At 63.7% G+C, this 18,865-nt stretch carries 20 protein-coding genes; 12 read left to right on the forward strand and 8 right to left on the reverse strand.

The genetic code is table 11. From position 1 onward, the window contains the following. Nucleotides 1-3: 3 nt before the first annotated feature. The 9 genes from CUR21_RS11520 to CUR21_RS11560 all read left to right on the forward strand — a co-directional run bounded on the left by CUR21_RS11520 (nucleotide 4) and on the right by CUR21_RS11560 (nucleotide 9,068). Nucleotides 4-657, forward strand: a complete 654-nt coding sequence (locus tag CUR21_RS11520; protein WP_100197169.1) for an OmpA family protein — start codon at nucleotides 4-6, stop codon at nucleotides 655-657. A 288-nt stretch (nucleotides 658-945) separates the two neighbouring features. Then, nucleotides 946-2,232, forward strand: coding sequence for an AAA family ATPase (locus CUR21_RS11525; RefSeq protein WP_100197170.1), 1,287 nt, complete (start codon nucleotides 946-948; stop codon nucleotides 2,230-2,232). Between the two features lie 22 nt (nucleotides 2,233-2,254). Continuing rightward, complete coding sequence (locus tag CUR21_RS11530) at nucleotides 2,255-3,715, forward strand: CpaF family protein (protein ID WP_100197171.1); 1,461 nt, start codon at nucleotides 2,255-2,257, stop codon at nucleotides 3,713-3,715. A gap of 11 nt (nucleotides 3,716-3,726) precedes the next feature. Further along, nucleotides 3,727-4,695 (forward strand): type II secretion system F family protein, encoded by a 969-nt coding sequence (locus CUR21_RS11535; RefSeq protein ID WP_100197172.1) that lies wholly within the window; start codon nucleotides 3,727-3,729, stop codon nucleotides 4,693-4,695. A gap of 8 nt (nucleotides 4,696-4,703) precedes the next feature. Beyond that, nucleotides 4,704-5,681, forward strand: a complete 978-nt coding sequence (locus CUR21_RS11540) for a type II secretion system F family protein (protein ID WP_100197173.1) — start codon at nucleotides 4,704-4,706, stop codon at nucleotides 5,679-5,681. Further along, the gene (locus CUR21_RS11545) at nucleotides 5,653-6,267 is read left to right on the forward strand and encodes a tetratricopeptide repeat protein (protein ID WP_232622798.1); all 615 of its coding nucleotides are present in this window, start codon (nucleotides 5,653-5,655) and stop codon (nucleotides 6,265-6,267) included. The genes CUR21_RS11540 and CUR21_RS11545 overlap by 29 nt, the downstream gene beginning before the upstream one ends. Before the next feature lie 37 nt (nucleotides 6,268-6,304). After that, nucleotides 6,305-7,150 (forward strand): lipopolysaccharide assembly protein LapB, encoded by an 846-nt coding sequence (locus CUR21_RS11550; protein ID WP_100197174.1) that lies wholly within the window; start codon nucleotides 6,305-6,307, stop codon nucleotides 7,148-7,150. 3 nt (nucleotides 7,151-7,153) lie between these two features. Next, nucleotides 7,154-7,681, forward strand: a complete 528-nt coding sequence (locus CUR21_RS11555) for a prepilin peptidase (RefSeq protein WP_100197175.1) — start codon at nucleotides 7,154-7,156, stop codon at nucleotides 7,679-7,681. A gap of 73 nt (nucleotides 7,682-7,754) precedes the next feature. Beyond that, the gene (locus tag CUR21_RS11560; RefSeq protein WP_198431684.1) at nucleotides 7,755-9,068 is read left to right on the forward strand and encodes an ATPase; all 1,314 of its coding nucleotides are present in this window, start codon (nucleotides 7,755-7,757) and stop codon (nucleotides 9,066-9,068) included. A 64-nt stretch (nucleotides 9,069-9,132) separates the two neighbouring features. Here CUR21_RS11560 and CUR21_RS11565 read toward each other — a convergent pair whose 3' ends face one another. Both CUR21_RS11565 and mgtE read right to left on the reverse strand, forming a co-directional pair. After that, nucleotides 9,133-9,678 carry a 5-formyltetrahydrofolate cyclo-ligase gene (locus tag CUR21_RS11565; protein ID WP_100197176.1) on the reverse strand — a complete coding sequence of 182 codons (546 nt, stop codon included), beginning with the start codon at nucleotides 9,676-9,678 and terminating at the stop codon, nucleotides 9,133-9,135. Further along, entirely contained in the window at nucleotides 9,663-11,033 is a 1,371-nt protein-coding gene (mgtE, locus tag CUR21_RS11570; protein WP_100197177.1) for a magnesium transporter, read from the reverse strand. Before mgtE ends, CUR21_RS11565 begins: the two co-directional genes overlap by 16 nt. A 131-nt stretch (nucleotides 11,034-11,164) precedes the next feature. Here mgtE and guaD point away from each other — a divergent pair, with 131 nt between their 5' ends. Further along, nucleotides 11,165-12,448, forward strand: coding sequence for a guanine deaminase (gene guaD / locus CUR21_RS11575; RefSeq protein ID WP_100197519.1), 1,284 nt, complete (start codon nucleotides 11,165-11,167; stop codon nucleotides 12,446-12,448). A 6-nt stretch (nucleotides 12,449-12,454) separates the two neighbouring features. On the opposite strand, the gene CUR21_RS11580 is transcribed toward guaD, so the two are convergent. From CUR21_RS11580 to CUR21_RS11595, 4 genes are all read right to left on the reverse strand, one after another. After that, nucleotides 12,455-12,784, reverse strand: a complete 330-nt coding sequence (locus CUR21_RS11580; RefSeq protein ID WP_100197178.1) for a ribonuclease E inhibitor RraB — start codon at nucleotides 12,782-12,784, stop codon at nucleotides 12,455-12,457. A 2-nt stretch (nucleotides 12,785-12,786) separates the two neighbouring features. Continuing rightward, the gene (locus tag CUR21_RS11585) at nucleotides 12,787-14,127 is read right to left on the reverse strand and encodes an 8-oxoguanine deaminase (RefSeq protein WP_100197179.1); all 1,341 of its coding nucleotides are present in this window, start codon (nucleotides 14,125-14,127) and stop codon (nucleotides 12,787-12,789) included. Between the two features lie 179 nt (nucleotides 14,128-14,306). Further along, complete coding sequence (locus CUR21_RS11590) at nucleotides 14,307-15,107, reverse strand: inositol monophosphatase family protein (protein ID WP_100197180.1); 801 nt, start codon at nucleotides 15,105-15,107, stop codon at nucleotides 14,307-14,309. A gap of 102 nt (nucleotides 15,108-15,209) precedes the next feature. Continuing rightward, nucleotides 15,210-15,575: a helix-turn-helix domain-containing protein gene (locus tag CUR21_RS11595; RefSeq protein ID WP_100197181.1), complete on the reverse strand. Its 366-nt coding sequence runs from the start codon at nucleotides 15,573-15,575 to the stop codon at nucleotides 15,210-15,212. A 347-nt stretch (nucleotides 15,576-15,922) separates the two neighbouring features. Here CUR21_RS11595 and CUR21_RS11600 point away from each other — a divergent pair, with 347 nt between their 5' ends. Together CUR21_RS11600 and CUR21_RS11605 are read left to right on the forward strand one after the other, a co-directional pair. After that, nucleotides 15,923-16,885, forward strand: a complete 963-nt coding sequence (locus CUR21_RS11600; RefSeq protein WP_100197182.1) for an NADPH:quinone oxidoreductase family protein — start codon at nucleotides 15,923-15,925, stop codon at nucleotides 16,883-16,885. Nucleotides 16,886-16,974: 89 nt separating this feature from the next. After that, the gene (locus CUR21_RS11605; RefSeq protein WP_100197520.1) at nucleotides 16,975-17,367 is read left to right on the forward strand and encodes a VOC family protein; all 393 of its coding nucleotides are present in this window, start codon (nucleotides 16,975-16,977) and stop codon (nucleotides 17,365-17,367) included. Here CUR21_RS11605 and CUR21_RS11610 read toward each other — a convergent pair. Both CUR21_RS11610 and CUR21_RS11615 read right to left on the reverse strand, forming a co-directional pair. After that, nucleotides 17,364-17,852, reverse strand: coding sequence for a DUF1203 domain-containing protein (locus CUR21_RS11610; protein ID WP_100197183.1), 489 nt, complete (start codon nucleotides 17,850-17,852; stop codon nucleotides 17,364-17,366). The genes CUR21_RS11605 and CUR21_RS11610 overlap by 4 nt on opposite strands. Before the next feature lie 88 nt (nucleotides 17,853-17,940). Then, a complete protein-coding gene (locus tag CUR21_RS11615) occupies nucleotides 17,941-18,816 on the reverse strand; it encodes a LysR family transcriptional regulator (RefSeq protein WP_100197521.1) in 876 nt (291 codons plus the stop codon). Nucleotides 18,817-18,865: the final 49 nt, after the last annotated feature.

Genomic DNA, 18,865 nt, shown 5'->3' on the forward strand with positions numbered 1-18,865 from the left:
CCGATGCTCAAGCCATCCACTGCGTTGCTGACCTTCGTGCTGACCACATCCCTCGCCGCCTGCACCGCTTCTTCGGGCTTTGACCGCCCGCTGGGAGACGAGCTTGACAACATCAACACCGGTCTTGCCACCCGCAACAATGCGGCGATCATGTCGGGCGAGATCGATGCCACGATGCAACTCAACACGCGCTTCCGCGCCGAAGTGCCCAGCACCGTGACCTTTGCCTTCAACAGCGATGACCTGACACCCGAAGCCCGGCGCATCCTTGCGCAACAGGCCAACTGGATTCGCCAGTTCCCCGAGCTGCGGTTCTCGGTTTATGGCCATACCGATCTTGTCGGCTCGAACGCCTACAATCAGGCGCTGGGCAAACGCCGCGCGCAGGCGGTGGTGAACTTCTTTGCCAGCCAAGGCATCAGCCGCCACAGGCTCGAGGCGCTGGTGTCTTACGGCAAGACCCGCCCGGTGATCGCCACCCAAGGGCCGGAAGAGGCCAACCGCCGCACCGTCACCGAAGTGTCCGGCTTCCACCGCCGTCAGGGCGCGCCGCTCAACGGCAAATATGCCGCCGTGATCTTCCGCGAATATGTCGCTGGCGCAGTGCCTCCCCACACCTCCGGCGGGCAAGGCAGCCAGGTCAATCCCGGCGGCTGACCGCCGCCTTTTGCGTGCTCTGCGCAGTGTTTCCAAAAAGGGGGCAGTCATCTGCCCCCTTTCTGCATCCGGAACACCGCGCCACGAAGGCCCGAGCCGCCCCGGCCAAATACCAAAGAATCACGATCTTTTGGCCCCAATCCTGCCACCATTGGCCAGCATTCCTTGCCCTCATGGAAACAGTCGCGGGCGCAATCCCGCACGGGTCCGAGGCACGTTTCTTTTTGGTATCGGTGCGGCACCGACACTCCGCCTCTGGAACCGTCTTCTGGAAGGACAAGAAACGAGATGACGAGCGTGGCAACCCTTCACCCTGATCCGGCTCCGATCAAGGCCTGCACCATCTCGCGGGATGTGCAGAACTTCGATCTGCTGATCGACGACATGGAAAACGCCCTTGGCGAAAGCTGGGGCGATCTGTCGTTTGAAGATGCCCTCGTCTTCATGGGCCAGCCAGAGGCCGCAACTCTTGAATTCGTGGCCCTTGCGGTCGATGCCGAGGACGAAGCCGATATGTCCCGCATCTCCGAGATCGTGCGCGGGGCCAAGGCGCGCGACATCAAGGTAATCTTGATCGCCGATCAACTCAGCCCGATTGCGCTGCACCAGCTGCTGCGTCTGGGCGCCGATGATTTCGTGCCCTACCCGCTGCCCGAAGGCGCGCTTGACGAGGCCATCGCGCGCCTGCGCAAACCCGCCGTGGCCACGCCCCCCCCCGAGCCGCAAGCGCCCGCCCCGTTCGACGACCCCGATCTGGAGGCCGTGGCCACCCCCCGCTTCAAGGCCAAGGGCGACCGCGAAGGCGTGGTGCTGCCCGTCCATGGTCTGGCAGGGGGCACCGGCGCTTCTACCTTTGCCGTCAATCTCGCTTGGGAACTGGCGACCATTTCCAAGACCGATGCGCCGCGCGTCTGTCTGCTGGATCTGGATTTCCAATATGGCTCCGCCGCCACCTATCTCGATCTGCCACGCAAAGAGATCGTGTTCGAAGTGCTGTCCGACACCGCCAGCATCGACAGCGATTCCTTTCTGCAATCCATGCTCACCTTCAACGACAAGCTGCATGTCTTTACCGCACCAGCCGACATGCTGCCGCTCGACATCCTCGGCCCCGAGGACATTGGCCGGATCATCGACATGGCCGCCGCGAATTTTGACTATGTCATCATCGACATGCCCAAAACCATTGTGGCCTGGACCGAAGCCGTGCTGACCCGTGCCCATGTCTATTTCGCGCTGCTTGAACTGGATCTGCGCTCTGCGCAAAACATCCTGCGCCTGATCCGGGCCCTGAAGGCCGAGGCGCTGCCGCATGAAAAGCTGCGCTATGTGCTGAACCGCGCGCCCAAATTCACTGACCTTTCCGGGAAAAGCCGCGTCAAGCGGATGGCCGAAAGCCTTGATATCGCCATCGAAGTGCAACTGCCTGATGGCAGCAGCCAAGTCACCCAAGCCAATGACCACGGCCTGCCCTTGGCAGAAACCTCGGCCAAGAATCCGTTGCGCAAGGAAATCCAGAAACTCGCCAAATCGCTGCACGACCTGAACCGGGGCGTGGAGTCTGGCAAGGCCTGATCGGGCCAAGGGGGCAACCACGATGTTTTCGCGATTCAAGAAGCCCGAAGCAGGCCCGGCAGCGACCGGGTTAAAGCCCGTTACGGCGTCCGGCCCGACGGCCCCCATCGCGGCGGCGACGCCAAAGCCCGTGGCCGTCACCGCGCGCCCGCTGACGGCCGCCGCAGCGCCGAAATCGCCCGCCGAGGCCATGGCGGCAGACAAGGAGAAAAAGCGCAAGGACAAGCTGATGGAGCTCAAGGTCGAGCTTCACAAGCGCCTGCTTGACAACCTGAACCTGTCCGCACTGGAAAAGGCGTCCGAAGCCAGCCTGAAGCAGGAAATCGCCTCGATCACCGCCGAGGCGCTGGACGAGATGAGCGTGGCGCTGAACGCGCAAGACCGGCAGGTGCTGCATCAGGAACTTTACGACGAGGTCATGGGCCTTGGCCCGCTCGAGGCGCTGCTGAAAGATGACACCGTCAACGATATTCTGGTGAACGGCCCCAAGCGCATCTTTGTGGAACGCGCAGGCAAGCTCACCCTCACCGACATCACCTTCAAGGATGAACGCCACCTCTTGCGCATCATCGACAAGATCGTGTCGGCCGTGGGCCGCCGCGTCGATGAATCCAACCCCTATTGCGACGCCCGCCTTGCCGATGGCTCGCGCTTCAACTGCATGGTGCCGCCGGTGGCGGTGGATGGGTCGCTGGTGTCGATCCGCAAGTTCAAGAAGGAAAAGCTGGGGATCAGCGATCTGGTCCGCTTTGGTGCCTTCACCGAGGAAATGGCCGCCTATCTGCAAGCCGCTGTCGCCACACGGCTCAACATCATCGTCTCGGGCGGCACGGGTTCGGGCAAAACCACCACGCTCAACGCGCTGTCGTCTTTCATCGACAATGCGGAACGTGTGCTGACCATCGAAGACACTGCCGAACTTCAACTGCAACAAGTCCATGTCGGCCGCATGGAAAGCCGCCCGCCCAACGTGGAAGGCAAAGGCGCCGTCACCCAGCGCGACTGCCTGCGCAACGCGCTGCGGATGCGCCCCGACCGCATCATCGTCGGCGAAACCCGCGGCGAGGAAGTGATCGACATGCTTCAGGCGATGAACACCGGCCATGACGGGTCGATGACCACGATCCACGCCAACTCTGCCCGCGATGGCATCAGCCGTCTGGAAAACATGATCGCCATGTCCGGCATCGAAATGCCCATCAAGGCGATGCGCAGCCAGATTTCCTCGGCTGTGAACCTCATCGTGCAGGCCAGCCGCCTGCAAGACGGCTCGCGCCGGATGACCTCGATCACCGAAATCACCGGGATGGAAGGCGACGTGATCTCGATGCAGGAAATCTTCCGCTACGAACGTCTTGGCACCGAACCCAATGGCAAGATCATCGGCCGCTTCAATGCCACCGGCATCCGCTCGGCCTATTCCGACCGCTTCCGGCAATGGGGCTATGATCTGCCCGCCTCCATCTACGAGCCGATTGTCTAAAGGACAGCACCATGGAAATCTCAGCCGCACCGCTGATCTACATCCTGATTTTCGTCGCGGTGGTGGTCCTTGTCGAAGGCCTCTACCTGACCGTTTTTGGCAAATCCATCAGCATGGACAGCCGCGTCAGCCGCCGTCTGGCGCTGATGCAAAAGAACGGCAACCGCGAGCAGGTTCTGGAACAGCTCCGCAAGGAGATGAGCCAGCACATGTCCTCGCGCGGGATTCCGCTCTATGCGCTGCTCGCCGACAAGGCGCAGAAGGCCAATATCGCCTTCTCGCCGCGCCAACTGGTCGGGATCATGGCCCTCGTCACCGTCTTTGCCTTTGTCGGCCTTACGGTCGGAACGGGCGTTGAAACCCCGGTCCGCATCGCCATCGCGGTGGTGATGGGTGTGGGCGGCGTCTATTTCTGGGTCAACAAAAAGGCCAAGACCCGCATCTCGCTGATGGAGGATCAGTTGGCCGAAGCGGTGGAACTGATGGTGCGTTCCTTGCGCGTGGGCCATCCCTTCGCCTCGGCCATCGGCATTGTCGCCAAAGAGGTGCCCGACCCGCTTGGCACCGAATTCGGCATGATCGCGGATGAAGCCGCCTATGGCCGCAACATCGCCGACAGCCTCAAGTCCTTTGCCGAACGCATGGACAATCAGGACCTGCGCTTTCTCGCGGTCGCCGTCGCCATCCAGCAACAATCGGGCGGCAACCTTGCCGAAATCCTCGAAGGTCTGGGCAAGGTGGTACGGGCCCGCTACAAGCTTTTCCGTCGCGTCAAGGCCATCACCGCCGAAGCGAAATGGTCGGGCATGTTCCTGTCGGCCTTCCCCATCGTCGCCCTGATCGTCATCAACCTGATCGACCCGCTCTATTACGAAGAGGTCAAGGACTCCCCGATGTTCGTGCCCGCCGGCATTTTCGTCGGCGTGATGCTGACCTTCAACATCATCTACATGAAAATCATGACCACGATCAAAGTCTGAGGCAGGCCATGCAAATCCTTGACCAAATCAATGCGCTGCTGATCGATCTGCTGGGTCCCATGGGGCCCTTGCTGGCGCTTGGCTTTGTCGGCATCGTGCTCATCATCGCGGCCCTGCCCTCCATGCTGCAAAAGCAGAAAGACCCGCTGGATGGCATCCGCGCCTTGCGGACCGGCAAGGCGGTCACCGAAGAAAAGCTGCGCCGGGGCGGCCCGTCCAAGGCCGACAAGCTGGAACGGTTCGCCACCTATCTTGAACCCAAAAGCGCCGAGGAACTCTCGGCCACCAAGCTCAAGCTCCTGCGCGCGGGATATCGTGGCAAGGGCGCGGTGCGGATGTTCCACTTTTCGCAATTCGCGTTGGGGATCGGCATTCTGGTGGTGGGCCTGCTCTATGCCCTGCTCAAATCGTCACAGACCGAGATGACGACGCAGACGATGGTCCTTTACACCATCCTGCCCGCCGCCATCGGCTATTATGCCCCGGTCTACTGGGTCACCCGCCGCATCGCCGAACGGCAGCAACAAATCACCGAAGGCTTCCCCGATGCGCTCGACATGATGCTGGTCTGCGTCGAAGCGGGCCAATCGCTGGACCAATCCATCATCCGCGTCGGCAATGAGGCCCGCAACGGCTACCCCGCCTTGGCCGAAGAATTCGAAACCGTCGCGCAAGAGGTGAAGGCCGGCAAGGAACGCGTCACCGTGCTGCGCGATTTGTCAGAACGCGTGGGCCTGCCCGACATCACCTCTTTCGTCACCACCCTGATCCAATCCGCCAGCTTCGGCACCTCGATCGCCGATGCCTTGCGCGTCTACTCCGCCGAGATGCGCGACAAACGGATCATGCGGGCCGAAGAAAAGGCCAACACCATTCCCACCAAGCTTACCTTGGGCACAATGCTCTTCACCCTGCCGCCACTTCTGGTTATCCTGATCGGACCCTCTCTTGCCAAATTTGCCAGCGGCATCGGGGGTGGAGGCTGAGATTCCACAGACCCAATTTCACACAGGCGTGCTTCTGGCGCTGACAATCTGCCTCGCCGCCTGTGGGTCCTCGGGCGGCGTCGGGCTTTTTGGCGGCAGCGCCCCCCGTGAAACCCCCTTTGGCGTCAATCCGCGCGAAGACTCGGTCGACGGACTGATCGTGGGCCATCGGCTGATGGAAGCCCAAGAATATGATCTTGCGCTCAAGGCCTATTTGCGCGCGGCGGGCGAGCAGGGCTTTACCTCGGATGTGCTGTCGGCCCTTGGCTCTGCCAACCTCCACCTTGGCCGCCTCAACCAATCGGAAAAGCTGCTGCGCGACGCCGTCACCGAAGACCCCAATTTCGTCCCGGCCCTGAACAATCTTGGCGTGGTGCTGATGGAGCGCGGCAATTACGGCGAGGCCCGGATCTTCTTTCAGCGCGCCTTTGCGGCCGATAGTGGCCAAACAGACATGATCCGCGAAAACCTGATGCGCGCCATCGCAAAAAGCGAAGATGCCGTGTATGTTGAGCCCGAGGAAACATCACGGTTCACCCTCGTGCGGCGCGGCTACAGCACTTACGAATTGCTGTCCGAACTGTAACGCGGGCCAAGGGCCGGAGCAGTCAAAGAGGACGCGAATGCGCCGACCGATCGTAGCGGCACTGTGCCTTTCCGGCGCGGTTGCTCTGAGTGCTTGCCAGAAGTCCCCCGATGCCGAAGTGCAACGCGCGTTGAAAGACGTGAACGTGATCGACGAGTCCAACCTCTCGGACATCATGCTCACCGTGGGCGATCCCAATGAGGCCGTCTCCTATTTCCAGCGCACCGCCGACCAGAACCCTGACCGCATCGATCTGCGGCGCGGGCTTGGCAAATCGCTGATCCGTGCCAACCGTCCCGCCGAGGCCGCCACCGTCTGGCGCAGCGTCGTCGCCCATCCGCAGGTCACCAACGAAGACCGTGTCGCGCTGGCCGATGCGCTGATCCGCGCCAATGAATGGCCCGCCGCCGAGGCCGAGCTGAACAAGGTGCCCCCCACCTTTGAAACCTTCGAACGCTACCGGCTGGAAGCGATGATCGCCGACAGCAAGAAAGACTGGCGCAAGGCCGACAGTTTCTATGAAATCGCGGCCGGTCTGACCACCAAACCTTCGGGCGTGCTCAACAACTGGGGCTTTTCCAAACTGACGCGCGGCGATGCCGTCGGGGCCGAGCGCCTGTTCGTGCAGGCCCTCACCTTCGATCCCAATATGTTCACGACCAAGAACAATCTGGTTCTGGCGCGCGGCGCGCAGCGCAAATATGAACTCCCTGTCGTGAAGATGACACAGGCGGAAAAGGCCGAACTGCTTTACACGATGGCGCTGACAGCGATCAAGCAAGGCGATGTCAGCACCGGCAAGCAACTGTTGCGCGAAGCCGTCGACACCCATCCGCAGCACTTTGAAACCGCCGCCCGCGCGCTGGCCGCACTCGAGGCCTGAGCTATGGAGCTTCCCACCCTCGCCCCGCTGACCCCGGGCGCCGCCCTCGCCTTCCTGCCGTTTGCGCTGGTCATCGGGGTTTGGGTTGCGTGGTCCGACATGAAGCGGATGAAGATCCCCAACAAGACCATGCTCGCCTTGCTGGCGGTCTGGCTGGGGGTGGGCTTGGGCGCCGTGCTGCTGACGGAACTGCCGCTGCAATCTTGGCTTTGGGGCTGGGCGCTGGCCGCCGTCACACTGGTGGTGGGTTTTGTCGCCAATGCCTTGCGCCTTGTGGGGGGCGGCGATGCCAAATTCGCCACCGCCATGGCCCCTTTCTTCGTCGGGGCCGATTGGCGCATGGTTTTTGTCCTTGCGGCCTCTTGCCTGATCGGCGCCTTCATCGCCCATCGCATCGCCCGCAGCATCGGCGCAATCCGCCGCGCCACCCCCGATTGGATCAGCTGGACCAGCCGCGATTTCCCGATGGGGCTGGCCCTTGCCGGAACACTGATTTTCCATCTTTTGCTCACAATTTCGGGCGCATTCTAGGACAATCTGCGGCGCAGGGCCGTGCCAGGCTGGCACCGCCCTCTCCCGCCTCCAACCCAAGGTGTGCCCGCGCATGAACATGCCCTTCACCCCCAATGTGATTGCCCCGCCCACGCCCAAATCGCTGGCCGATACGGGCCTGTCCTTGGTGATGATGCGCGACATCCTGTTGAAAACCATCTTCCGGATGAACCTTGATCTGGTGTCCGACATCAGCCGGGTGATCGCCCTGCCACCGATGCTGACGCAAGAACTGATCGACATCGCGCGCGGGCAAAAGCTGGTCGAGGCGACGGGCACCCTGCACGCCACCTCGGGCAATGAAATGGGCTATCAGCTCACCGACAGCGGCAAGGCCCGCGCGCTCGACGCCTTGTCGCAGTCCGAATATTACGGCGCCATCCCCGTGCCACTGGCCACCTATGCCGAGCAGATGAGGCGGCAATCGGTGCGCAACATCCGCCTGACGCGGGAACAGCTGATGGGCGCGATGGGCCACCTGATCCTGCCCCCCGATCTTCTGAGCAACCTTGGCCCCGCCATCACCTCGGGCCGGTCCATCCTGATGTATGGCCCGCCCGGCAATGGCAAATCCTCGATCTCGAACGGCATTCGCGCCGCCATGGGCGACAAGATCTATGTCCCGCGCGCGCTTGAATACGCCGGGCAGGTCATCACCGTCTATGATCCCATCGTGCATACCTCGGCCGAGGAATCGGTGGATGACCCGAATTCCCTGCGCCGGACCTCGGGCCGCTTCGACACCCGCTATGTCTATTGCGAACGCCCCACCGTCATCACCGGGGGCGAACTGACGCTCGACATGCTGGATCTGAAGTTCAACCCGGTGGCCCGCACCTATCAGGCGCCGCTGCAACTCAAGGCCTCTGGCGGCATCTTCATCGTGGACGACCTTGGCCGTCAGGCGGAACCGCCGCAGAAACTGGTCAACCGCTGGATCGTGCCGCTGGAAGAGGCGCGCGACATCCTCTCGCTTCAATCGGGTGAGAAATTCACCGTGCCTTTCGACACGCTGGTGATCTTTTCCACCAACTTCCACCCGAACGAGATTTTCGACGGCGCCGCCCTGCGCCGCATCTTCTTCAAGATCAAGGTGGATGGTCCCAACCAAGAGATGTTTCTGAAGATCTTCGCCATGGTGGCCCGCAAAAAGAAGATGCCGCTCGACGAAGCCACGCTGCTGCACATGCTCAAAACCAAATATCCGACGATCCAGAACACTTTCGCAAACTATCAGCCCACCTTCTTGATCGATCAGATGATCGCCATTTGCGAATTCGAAGGCATCCCCTATCAGATGCGCCCCGACCTGATCGACCGCGCGTGGAGCAATATGTTCGTGCGGGACGAAAAGATCGCCAAGTAACGATTTTTCTGCGAAAAATCAGGCGCGTTCCGCCGAATTTTCGCAGAAAATTCGTCTGCGCGCGTCAGAACCGCCGCACCCCGCGCTCGGTCACCAGCATGTCAAGCCGCTGGTCGGTCGCCTCGATCGGCACCTCGGCCACCTCTTGCGCGGCAAAGGCAAAGCCCACCGCCAGCACCGGCCCGCGCGCGCGCAACGCCTCCAGCGTGCGGTCGTAGAACCCGCCGCCATAGCCCAGCCGATAGCCGCGCGCGTCAAAGGCCAGCAGCGGCACGATCAGCACCCGGGGCTCCACCCAAGCCCCCTCCTCGGGGATCTGCGCGCCGAACTCCCCCGGCACCAGCGCACAGCCCGGCGACCATTCGCGAAACCGCAAGGCCTGCGCCCTCCCCATGATCACCGGCACCCCGACCGGGCCTTGATGCGCCGCCATCGCGGGCAAAGGGTCGATCTCGGTCCGCATCGGCATATAGCCCGCCAGCACCTTTCCCCGCTCGGACGCCAGCACATCGGCCAGAATCTCTGCCGCCTGCCCTTGCCCGGCGGCAAAGGCCGCCTTGCGCGCGGCAAAACCCGCCTGCCGCGCCGCCGCCTTCAGATCAACATCCATGTCGCCAGTCCCAAAAAGGCAAAGAAACCCACCACATCCGTCACCGTGGTCACAAAGGTGCCCGAAGCCAGCGCCGGGTCCGCCCCCAGCTTGTTCATCGTCAAGGGCACCACCACCCCCGCCAGCGCCGCCACCAGAAGGTTGATGATCATCGCCACCCCCAGCACCACGCCCAACAGCGCCCAGCCAAACACCAGCCAGCCCACCATCCCCATCAGCGCCGCGAACACCATCCCGTTCAGCAAGCCCACCGTGGCCTCGCGCCGCACCACCCGCAGCGCGTTGGACGAGGTGAGGTCCCGCGTCGCCAGCGCCCGCACCGCCACGGTCAGCGATTGCGTCCCGGCATTGCCCCCCATCGAGGCCACAATCGGCATCAGCGCCGCCAGCACCACCACCGCCGAAATCGTCGCTTCAAAGCGCGAGATCACAAAGGCCGCCAGATTGGCCGCCAGAAGGTTCACGAACAGCCACGGCAAGCGCCCCTTCAACGTCTCGAACACCCCGTCCGAAACACTGGCGTCATCGCTCACCCCGGCCATGCGCAGCATGTCCTCTTGGTGCTCCTCGTCCAGCACATTCATCGCGTCATCAATGGTGATGACGCCGACCAGACGGCCATAAGCATCGACCACCGGACAGGAAATCAGGTGATACTGGTTGAACAGATAGGCCACATCCGCCTCTGCGTCATCGGCGGTGATGGTGCGGAAACTCTCTTCCACGATCGCCTGCAACGGCACCTCACGCCGCGCCGACAGCATCCGCCCCAGCGTGACATAGCCCACCGGCTTCATCCGTGGATCGACCAGAATCACGTGATAGAACTGGTCAGGCAGCGTCTCGGCGCGGCGCAAATGGTCGATCATCTCGCCCACTGTCCAATGGGCAGGTGCCGTCACCACCTCGCGCTGCATCAAGCGCCCGGCGGAATACTCCGGATAGGCCAGCGCCTGCTCCACCGCCAGACGGTCGGCGGTGTCCAGCGTCGACAGGATCGCCTCCTGCGCGGGCTCTTCCAGATCCTCAAGGATGTCCACCACATCATCGGTGTCCAGATCGCGCATTGCCTCGGCCACCACGGCGGGCGGCAAGGCCTCGATCACCTCCTCGCGGATCGAATCCGAGATTTCCGACAGGATCTCCCCGTCAATCTCGCCCGCGCCCAGCGCCAGCAGGGCCCCGCGCTCTTCGGCACTGATCTGCTCCAGAAGGTCGGCCACGTCGGCAGGGTGCATCGGCTGCAACAGCCGCGCCAGCGCCGCCCGGTCCTCTGCCTCCACCGCCTGCAGAATGGCCGCCACCCGCCGGGCATCCAGACCATCTTCCGCCTCGAAGCGCGCGTCATCTGCCATGGCTCGTCCTTTCCGATTACCCCAACACTAGCGAAAGCTGTTTCCGGCAAACAGGGGGCATCCGGCAAATTTACCCAAGCGCGGAAAGACGATAGGCTGCGCCGATCACAAGGGGACGCTCTGGAATGCCGATGACCGAACTTTTGCTGGGCCAAGTGCTGCGCTACACCTCCGATCCATTTGATCACGGCCTTGGCGCCGCCCGTGTCGATGAGGCGCTGGTGATCGAAGCGGGGCGCATCCGCGCCGTGGGCAGCGCCGATACGCTCCGCCGCCAGCACCCCGACGCCCGCGTCACCGATTATGGCCGCAACCTGATCAGCGCGGGTTTTGTCGATGCGCATGTGCATTATCCGCAAACCGCCATCATCGCCTCTTGGGGCAAGCGGCTGATCGACTGGCTCAACAGCTACACCTTCCCCGAGGAGATGCGCTTTTCGAACCTGCCTTATGCGCAAGACGTGGCAAACCGCTACTTCGACCTGACCGTTTCGAACGGAACCACCTCGGTCTGCTCTTACGCCACCATCCACCCCGAAAGCGTGGACGCCTTCTTCACCGCCGCCGCCCGACGCAATCAACGCGTCTGGGCGGGCAAAACCTGCATGGACCGCAACGCGCCCGACGCTCTGCGCGACACCGCGCAATCCGCCTATGACGACAGCAAGGCGCTTCTGGCGAAATGGCACGGCCAAGGCCGCGCGTCTTATGTCATCACGCCGCGCTTCTCGCCCACGTCAAGCGAAGTCCAACTCGCCGCTATGGGCGCGCTCTGGGCCGAACACCCCGACTGTCTGATGCAAACCCATCTCAGCGAGCAGACCGATGAAATCGCCTGGGTGAAATCCCTGTTCCCCACCGCGCGCGACTATCTTGATACCTATGAACGCCACGGCCTTCTGGGCAAAGGCGCGCTGTTGGGCCATGCCATCTGGCTGGAAGAGCGGGAAAAATCCCGCATCCTTGAAACCGATGCCAGCCTGATCCACTGCCCCACCTCGAACACCTTCATCGGCTCCGGGCTCTTTGACATGGGCGGGCTGAAAGCCGCAGGCCACCGCATAGGACTTGCCACCGATACCGGCGGCGGCTCCAGCTTTTCCATGTTGCGCACCATGGCCGCCGCCTATGAGGTCGGCCAACTCAAGGGCCGCGCCTTGCATCCGTCAGAACTCTGGTGGCTCGCCACCGCAGGCTCGGCGCGCGCCTTGCATGCCGATGACCAGATCGGCACCATCGCCCCGGGACGGGAGGCCGATCTGGTGGTGGTCGATCTCGCCTCCACTCCGGCCATCGCGCAAGCCACGCAAAGGGCCGAAGACCTCTGGCAGGCGCTGTTCCCCACCATCATGATGGGGGATGACCGCGCGATCCGCGCCACCTACGTGGCAGGCGCGCGGGTGCACAGCCGCTAGGCGGCGTCAGTCAAAGCCGAATTCCCAGCCATCAGGCAGGAAATCATAGGCCACGCCAATCTCGCTCACCTTGCGCTCTTCCTCCCACAGCACTTCGGGGGAAATGCGCAAGGCCGTTTTGGTAGTCACGATCAACGTGTCCTCTTCCGCGTCGCGCTCGGTGGCATAGCCCTTGGCGTGCAAGGCCTTCTCGCAAGCCTTCCAATTGGCCTCCTCGCTTTCCGCCAGCAAATAGAACTCCACCACCGATGTCTGCGGCAGCGTCGCACCCGCCTTTTTCATCTCGTCAAAACTGTCGAATGTCTCGCGCCGTTGCGCTTCGAAATCATGTGCCATGCTCAACCCCTCAGCTTTTGCGCCAAGGCGGTCTGGCGCTCGACGATCCGGCCCACGTCTAGCGTAACCATCTGCCCGCCCGCAACCACCCTGCGCCCTTCGACAAAGAGATCGCGCACCCGTCCCGGCCCGCACAGGATCAGCGCCGCCACCGGGTCCCATGAGCCCGCCGCTTGAATCCCCGACACATCCCAGATCGCCACATCCGCCCGCTTGCCCACAGCCAACTGCCCGCAATCTTCGCGCCCCAGCACCTGCGCGCCGCCCAGCGTCGCCACCTCCAGCGCCTCGCGCGCGCTCATCGCATCCGCTCCGCGCGCCACCCGCTGCAACAACATCGCCTGCCGCGCCTCGCCGATCAGATTGCCCGCATCATTGCTGGCCGACCCATCGACGCCCAAGCCCACCAGCACCCCGGCGTCGCGCATCTCCCGCAGCGGCGCGATCCCCGACCCCAGCCGGCAGTTGGAGCACGGGCAATGCGCCACCCCGGTCCGCGTGCGGGCAAAGAGGTCAATCTCCCCCGCATCCAGCTTCACGCAATGCGCATGCCAGACATCCGGCCCCGTCCAGCCCAGATCTTGCGCATATTGCCCCGGCCGCACCCCGAACTTGGCCAGCGAATAGGCAATATCTTCTGCGTTTTCCGCCAGATGGGTGTGCAGCATCACCCCCTTGTCGCGCGCAAGCAAGGCCGTCTCGCGCATCAGATCGCGGCTCACCGAAAAGGGGGAGCATGGCGCAAGCCCCACCCGGCACAGGCTGCCTTCACCCGGGTCATGGAACGCGTCCACCACCCGGATCATATCCTCCAAGATCGCCGCCTCGCGCTCCACCAGACTGTCCGGCGGCAAGCCGCCCTCCGACTCGCCAATGCTCATCGCCCCGCGCGTGGGGTGAAAGCGCAGTCCCACCTCCGCCGCCGCCGCGATGGTATCCTCCAGCCGGGCGCCATTGGGATAGAGATACAGATGATCCGACGTCAGGCTGCACCCCGTCAGCGCCAGTTCCGCCAAACCCACCTGCGCCGAGACGAACATCTCCTCCGGCCCGAACCGCGCCCAGATCGGATACAGCGTCTTCAACCAGCCAAAGAGCAGCGCATCCTGCCCTCCCGGCACCGCCCGCGTCAGCGTCTGATACAGATGATGGTGCGTATTCACCAAGCCCGGCGTCACCACACAGCCCCGCGCCGACACCACCTCGGCCCCCGGCGCCTTCAGCCCCACGCCCACCGCCGCCACCACGCCGCCGCGCAACAGAACATCCGCCCCCGCCATCTCACGGCGGTTCGCGTCCATGGTCACCACCACATCCGCATCTTGAATCAGAATATCCGGCAAAATCGGTCCCTCCGCCCCTTCGCTGGACCCAAAGGCGGGCCGACAGAAGGGGAAAAGGACTCGGTCACCGCAGCAGAACCCTACCAAGGCCACAAAGCCCCCGGCAAGCCATGTTCATCTGTTCACAAATATCCTCGGGGGGTGAGGCCGCAGGCCGAGGGGGGCAGACAGCCCCCCTTTCAACGGTTCAGCAGCGCCAGCGCCTCGGCATGCACCGCCGCATTGGCCGCCGCCAGCACCTGCCCGCCCTGATGGCAAGGCCCGCCCTGCCAATCGGTCACCACGCCGCCCGCCGCCTCGATCACCGCAATCGGCGCCTGCACGTCATAGGCCTGCAACCCGGCCTCGATCACCAGATCCACTTGCCCGGCGGCCAGCAGCGCATAGCCATAGCAATCCATGCCATAGCGCACCAGCCGCACGGATTCGGCCACCCGGCGAAAGGCCGCGTGCTCTGCCGCCGTTCCCACCTCAGGGAAGGTCGACAGCAGGATCGCCTCGCCCAAAGGCCGCGCCGGTCGGCACGCCAGAGGAAATGCCCCCGACGGCCCCACCACCCGGGCCACACCAAAGCCGCCCTCGAACCGTTCCCGGATAAAGGGCTGGTCGATCAGCCCGTAAATCGGCCCCGTCGCATCCGCGACCGAGATCAACACCCCCCATGTCGGCGTGCCCGACAGATAGCCGCGCGTCCCATCGATCGGGTCCAGCACCCAAGTCAGACCTGATGTGCCCGCCTTGCGGCCATATTCCTCGCCCAGAATCGCATCTTCAGGCCGCCGCTCGGCCAGAATCGCGCGCATCCGCTCTTCCGCCAGCCGATCGGCCACGGTCACCGGGTCAAAGCGCGCCGCCTCTTTGCTGTCTGCCGCCAATCCGGCCTTGCGGAAATGCAAAAGCGTCGCCTCCCGCGCGGCTTCGGCCAGCGCATGGGCGGTGTCTTTCAGCGCGCGCTGAACATCATCGGTCAAATCTGCCATGGGGTCCCCCTGCGGTGCGCGGGGCGCGCCATGCCCCCGGTTCACAGCGCGCTAGCGCCGCACGGAACCGGGGTCAAGCTTTGTCTCAGGGCCGCAAGGGCTTCAGGCCGCTTCGCTCAGCACGCGGGCCAGATCAAACAGGCGGCGGCGCTGCGCTTCGGGAATCGCGTAATAGGACCGCACCAGTTCCAGCGCTTCCTTGTCGGCGAAGAAATCACCGGCGGTGGCTTCGGCCGGGGCGGCACCCTCTTCCGACAGGCCTTCAAAGAAGAAGGAAATCTGCACGCCCAGCGTGTCGGCGATGTCCCACAGGCGCGACGCGCTGACGCGGTTCATCCCGGTCTCATATTTCTGGATCTGCTGAAACTTGATCCCGACCTTGTCGGCAAGTTGCTGTTGCGTCATGCCCACCATCCAACGACGATGGCGGATCCGCTTCCCGACATGGGTATCAACTGGGTGCTTCATCACATTCTCCGACCTTGGGACTCCCTATCCATATCACAAGCAACTTGCGTGCCAAAGTAACGATATGGTTTCACTTGGTAAGAATTATGAACAATGCCTCCGGTCCGGCCCGGTTTATGGGGCCAGAATTGCACAACTGACCAAATCCCGCGATCTGTTACCTGTGGAGGAATTGCATCGTCGACAATTCTCGTCCTGCGTGTTTTTCATAATGCATTGCAATTTGCAATGCATTCGCAAAACAGATCACGCGCCCCGCCCCCGCGGGGCACTGGCACCGCCGCAGCCAAGCGCATAAACTGCCGGGCAAAGCCCCCCGGGGGAAACCGTCGCTCAAAGAGGGTCCGATGCGCGCTTGGCAGATCGACAGCCTGACCACCCCCGCCCGCCTGTGCGACGTGCCGATGCCGGAGCCGCGCCACGGTCAGGCGCTGTTGCGCATTCACGCCTGTGCGCTGAACTTCGCCGATCTCTTGATGGCAAAGGGCCAGTATCAATCCAAACCGCCGCTGCCTTTCACCCCCGGCCTCGAACTGGCCGGAGAGGTGGTGGCGCTTGGCCCCGACACCACTGGCCCCGCCCCCGGCACCCGCGTCGCCTGCTATGCCGGGCACGGCGGCTTGGCCGATTACGGCACCTTCCCCGTGGACCGGCTGATCCCGATCCCCGATTCCATGCCCTATGACCACGCCGCGGCCTTCCTGATCGCCTACGGCACCTCGCATCTCGCGCTCTGGCACAAGGCGCGCCTACAACCGGGGGAAACCCTGCTGGTCACCGGGGCCGCAGGCGGCGTCGGCCTCACCGCGGTCGAGATCGGCAAACGCATGGGGGCCCGCGTCATCGCCACCGCGCGCGGGGCCGAGAAACTGGCCGTCGCCCGCGCCGCAGGGGCCGATCACTTGATCGACAGCGACGCGCCCGACCTGAAAGACCAGCTCAAGGCGCTCGGCGGGGTCGATGTCACTTATGACGCCGTCGGCGGCGCAGGTTTTGACGCCGCCCTGCGCGCCACGCGGCCCGATGGCCGTATCCTCTGTATCGGCTTTGCCGGGGGGGACGTGCCCAAACCCGCCGCCAATATCCTCTTGGTCAAGAATATCTCGGTCATCGGCTTCTGGTGGGGGGCCTACCTCGACTTCGCCCCGCATCTGGTGACCCAAAGCCTCACCACCCTGATGGGCTGGTATGAAACCGGCGGCCTGCGCCCTCACATCTCCCACCACCTGCCACTCGACGCCCTCCCCGAAGGCCTCGCCCTGCTGCAAGAGCGCAAGGCGACGGGCAAGGTGGTCATCCAGATCGGCTGATCCCCCCGCCTTGCCCCCCCTTGCACCCCGTGGCGCTCCTTGCCACGATGGGGGCGCTGATCTTTTCCCCGTCCCGCAAAGGCCCCTGCATGCTCGATATCACCCATCTCGACCACCTTGTGCTCACGGTGGCCGATCTCGACAAAACCTGCGCCTTTTACGAAACCGTCCTTGGCTTTCAGGTGGTTACCTTTGGCCAAGGCCGCAAGGCGCTGGCCTTTGGCCATCAAAAGATCAACCTGCACCCGGCAGACCGCCCGTTTGACCCCAAGGCCCGCCACCCCACCCCCGGCTCGGCCGATCTGTGCCTGATCACCACGCGCCCGCTCGACAGCGTCATCGCCCATCTGGCCCGCACCGGCACCACGATCGAGGACGGACCCGTCGCCCGCACCGGGGCCACCGGGCCGATCACCTCTGTCTATATCCGCGATCCCGACCACAATCTGATCGAAATCGCCCGCTACGACAGCCAAGCCTAAGAAAGGCCTTCTGCCGCATCCGCCCGCACGATCCGCGCCTGAAAGCAATTGTTCCGCGCCGAGCGCACATCGACAAAGCAGATCTCATCCCGCGCGAGCAGCGACGCCGCATAGGACTCGATCTGGTCCCTTGGCACCACCTTGCCCGTGCCATAGCGGATGCGCTGATCCGCCGTATAGCCCTTGAGCAGATAGTCCGCGCTGTCCAGTGCGGGCGGCAAGCCCTCGCCTGCCCAAGCCGCGCAGTCTTGCGCGCACAGAAAGATCGGCCCTGTCTCGGCATAGGGCTGCACTGCGTCAAACGGCCGATAGGCCAGCACCAGCATCCCCGCCCCTTTCGGCACATGGTCCAGACAGTGGCGGCATGGGGAGCCGCCACCTTCCGACACCGTCACCTCGGGCGCGCAGCCATAGGCATCGGGGCCGCCGTCCCGCAGCCTTTGCGCCACCGCTGTCGACACCCCCAGAAATCTGATCCGCGCCATGGTTCCCCTCCTTGTCGTGCCAGCAAGGATTCCCCAAGCGCCCCGCGCGCCTCAATCCGCTTCTTGCGCATTCGCGCGGCGACAGGCCTCACCCTGCCGCGCGCACCACGCCGCGCGCCTGATAGGCGCGCTGGATCATGGCCGCCATCTCCAGCACCACCGGGCTGTGCGCCGGGTCGGCGACATACAGGTTCACCTTCATGCGCTGCAATTCCGGCAAGGCGCCGCCATGGCTCACCCGCTCCACATAGGGCGGCTCCGACCCGGCCAGCACCGTATGCACCGCCAGATCGGCGCTCACGCTCGCCTCGATGGTGCGGGTGCTGTCGCTCTCCACCGCCATCTGCCACGGCACCCCCGCCCGGTCCAGCGCGGCCTGCACCCCCTGCCGGAAGATGCAATTGTGCTCATAAGCCAGCTTCAAGGGCCGCCCCTTCCACGCCACACCCCCCGGCGCCCCCACCCAGACCAAGGGCAGCTCGGCCAGCGTCACCCCGCCCGGATCGACCAAATCCTCGGTGGTCAGGATGATGTCACACTCCCCCCGGCCAAATTGCGCCTTGAGCACCCGCGTGAAGCTCGAAATCAGCGACACCTTCATCCGCGGATAGCTGCGCGCGAAATGCTGCAAGACCTGCGGGATCACCGGATAGACAATGTCATGCGGCACCCCCAGCACCACTTCGCCCTCATGCGGGTCGCGCGTCAGCCGCTCCATCACCTCATCGTTTAAGGCCAGCATCCGCCGCGCATAGCCCAACAGCTGTTCCCCCGCCGCCGTCAGCGCCACCTGCCGGCCCGAGCGGTCCAGCACCTCCACCCCCAGCATCTCCTCCAGCCGCTTGATCTGCATCGACACCGCCGATTGCGTCAGGTTCAAAAAGCCCGAGGCGCGGGTCACCCCCCCGGCATCGGCCACCGCCACGAAAGACCGCAAGGCGGTCAGGTCCAGATTGCGCGCCACATCACATTCCTTGATGCCAGACTTCAAAAGCATTCACTTTTCTAATGTC

The organism is Pseudorhodobacter sp. MZDSW-24AT (assembly GCF_002794355.1).
Lineage (GTDB): Bacteria > Pseudomonadota > Alphaproteobacteria > Rhodobacterales > Rhodobacteraceae > Pseudotabrizicola.

Coding starts and splice junctions, on each gene's coding strand:
- CUR21_RS11520 (WP_100197169.1), top strand. CDS start 4: ATGCTCAAGCCATCCACTGCGTTGCTGACCTTCGTGCTGACCACATCC.
- CUR21_RS11525 (WP_100197170.1), top strand. CDS start 946: ATGACGAGCGTGGCAACCCTTCACCCTGATCCGGCTCCGATCAAGGCC.
- CUR21_RS11530 (WP_100197171.1), top strand. CDS start 2,255: ATGTTTTCGCGATTCAAGAAGCCCGAAGCAGGCCCGGCAGCGACCGGG.
- CUR21_RS11535 (WP_100197172.1), top strand. CDS start 3,727: ATGGAAATCTCAGCCGCACCGCTGATCTACATCCTGATTTTCGTCGCG.
- CUR21_RS11540 (WP_100197173.1), top strand. CDS start 4,704: ATGCAAATCCTTGACCAAATCAATGCGCTGCTGATCGATCTGCTGGGT.
- CUR21_RS11550 (WP_100197174.1), top strand. CDS start 6,305: ATGCGCCGACCGATCGTAGCGGCACTGTGCCTTTCCGGCGCGGTTGCT.
- CUR21_RS11555 (WP_100197175.1), top strand. CDS start 7,154: ATGGAGCTTCCCACCCTCGCCCCGCTGACCCCGGGCGCCGCCCTCGCC.
- CUR21_RS11560 (WP_198431684.1), top strand. CDS start 7,755: ATGAACATGCCCTTCACCCCCAATGTGATTGCCCCGCCCACGCCCAAA.
- CUR21_RS11565 (WP_100197176.1), bottom strand. CDS start 9,678: ATGGATGTTGATCTGAAGGCGGCGGCGCGGCAGGCGGGTTTTGCCGCG.
- mgtE (WP_100197177.1), bottom strand. CDS start 11,033: ATGGCAGATGACGCGCGCTTCGAGGCGGAAGATGGTCTGGATGCCCGG.
- guaD (WP_100197519.1), top strand. CDS start 11,165: ATGACCGAACTTTTGCTGGGCCAAGTGCTGCGCTACACCTCCGATCCA.
- CUR21_RS11580 (WP_100197178.1), bottom strand. CDS start 12,784: ATGGCACATGATTTCGAAGCGCAACGGCGCGAGACATTCGACAGTTTT.
- CUR21_RS11590 (WP_100197180.1), bottom strand. CDS start 15,107: ATGGCAGATTTGACCGATGATGTTCAGCGCGCGCTGAAAGACACCGCC.
- CUR21_RS11595 (WP_100197181.1), bottom strand. CDS start 15,575: ATGAAGCACCCAGTTGATACCCATGTCGGGAAGCGGATCCGCCATCGT.
- CUR21_RS11600 (WP_100197182.1), top strand. CDS start 15,923: ATGCGCGCTTGGCAGATCGACAGCCTGACCACCCCCGCCCGCCTGTGC.
- CUR21_RS11605 (WP_100197520.1), top strand. CDS start 16,975: ATGCTCGATATCACCCATCTCGACCACCTTGTGCTCACGGTGGCCGAT.
- CUR21_RS11610 (WP_100197183.1), bottom strand. CDS start 17,852: ATGGCGCGGATCAGATTTCTGGGGGTGTCGACAGCGGTGGCGCAAAGG.